The 2,134-nt window shown below is 44.9% G+C and carries 1 protein-coding gene; it reads left to right on the top strand.

What is annotated here, in order from left to right:
* A partial coding sequence (locus H5088_RS09285) for an Ig-like domain-containing protein (protein ID WP_182752726.1) occupies positions 1 to 2,134 on the top strand: 2,134 nt, incomplete at both ends.

The following is a 2,134-nucleotide window of genomic DNA, read 5'->3' as shown; positions in this document are numbered from 1 at the left end:
CACCACTGAAGTACAAGCTGATGGTACCTTTAGTGTTGATGTACCAAATGAATTAAGTGAGGGTGAGTTTACGGTTGAAGTATCGGTTACCGATACAGCAGGTAATGAAACTACCGCAACAACAACGGGAGAAGTCGATACTGCCGCGCCAACAGTTATTATTGACCCAGTAGGTGATACTAACGACACCACCCCAACCATTTCAGGCACCGCGACGGGTGAGCCAGAGGGCACGGTTGTTACTATTACAGTAACTGATGAAGCTGGTAATCCACAAACTATCACCACTGAAGTACAAGCTGATGGTACCTTTAGTGTTGATGTACCAAATGAATTAAGTGAGGGTGAGTTTACGGTTGAAGTATCGGTTACCGATACAGCAGGTAATGAAACTACCGCAACAACAATAGGCGAAGTCGATACTGCCGCGCCAACAGTTATTATTGACCCAGTAGGTGATACTAACAACACCACCCCAACTATTTCAGGCACCGCAACCGGTGAGCCAGAGGGCACGGTTGTTACTATTACAGTTACTGATGAAGCAGGTAATCCACAAACTATTACCACAGAAGTACAAGCCGATGGCACCTTTAGTGTTGATGTACCGAACGAATTAAGTGAAGGCGAATTTACTGTTGAAGTATCGGTTACCGATAACGCAGGTAATGAAACCACAGCCACAACAACGGGAGAAGTTGATACCACAGCGCCAATAGTTACTATTAATGCACTAGGCGATACGAGTGATACAACACCGACCATTTCAGGCACGGTTAGCGGGGAGCCTGCTGGTTCAACCATAACTTTAACAGTGACCGATGCTAATGGTGCAGTACAAACAATTTCAGCACAAGTAATTGCAGACGGAAGTTGGACAGTAGAAGTACCTGCGGCTTTAGCTGAAGGGGCCTACTCTGTAGATGCAAGTATTAGCGATAGCGCTGGTAATGAAGGCACAGCAAGTGCTTCAGGCACAATTGATACAAGCGCATTGACTATTACCATTGATGTTATTGGCGAAACTAACGATCAAACACCTCAAATAAATGGTGATACTTTTAATGCACAAGTTGGCTCTCAAGTTGAAGTTCAGATCACTGACTCAGCGGGTGGAATAATTACTTTAACTACGGTTGTTGATGAAAACGGACTCTGGAGTGTTACTCCGCCAGCCGATTTGGCTGAAGGCACCATTTTAATTAGTGCGACAGTAACAGACATAGGTGGTGGAAGCGCAAATGCAGAGCTTGATGCTGTAATTGATATTACGCCTCCAACCATACAAGTAAATGAACTAGAAACAAGTAATGATACAACACCGGTTATTTCTGGTAACACAACTGACGTAGTTGCAGGCACAGTTATAAATTTAACGGTTACTGATTCTCAAGGGGTTGTTCGCACATTTAGCACAACAACAGATACAGATGGTAATTGGAGTGTTGAACTTTCCCAAGAGTTGGCCTCGGGCGATTATTCTGTAGAAGCTGAAGTATCTGATGCTGCTGGAAATAGTGCTTCAGATACTGCTACAGGCATTATAGATACATCAGGGCCTAGCTTAACCGTAAACTTTGATACTGTAACTAACGACTCAACACCTACCATTTCAGGCACTAGTGATGCAGACGTTGGTACCAGCATCACGGTTGTTATTACTGATGATAACGGGGTTGAACAAACACTTACCACCACAGTAGATGCAAATGGTAACTGGGAAGTAACTCCACAAACAGATTTAAATGAAGGTGATAACACCATCGAAGTGAGTGTATCTGACGAAGCAGGAAATACGACAACAGTTACAGATACAATTACGTTAGACACGCAAGCGCCAATACTCACCATTCAAAACGTAGGCGATGTCAGCGACTTAACACCAGAGCTTCAGGGCACCAGTAATGAAATTGGTGGCACTGTTACACTCACCATCACCGACAGCGCAGGCGCTGTGCAAACCATTGAGACCCTAGTTGGCAGCGATGGCCACTGGAACATTGAGATTCCAGGTGCCCTTGCACAAGGTGACTTTACTGTAAGCGCGAGTATTACTGATGCGGCAGGCAACGAGAGCACCGCAAACAGCAGTGGTAATGTGGATACTATTACGCCAATCGTCACCGTTGATGCA

Source organism: Pseudoalteromonas sp. SR43-3, from assembly GCF_014163875.1.
Lineage (GTDB): Bacteria > Pseudomonadota > Gammaproteobacteria > Enterobacterales > Alteromonadaceae > Pseudoalteromonas > Pseudoalteromonas distincta.
This window is presented reverse-complemented; position numbering and strand designations above follow the sequence as displayed.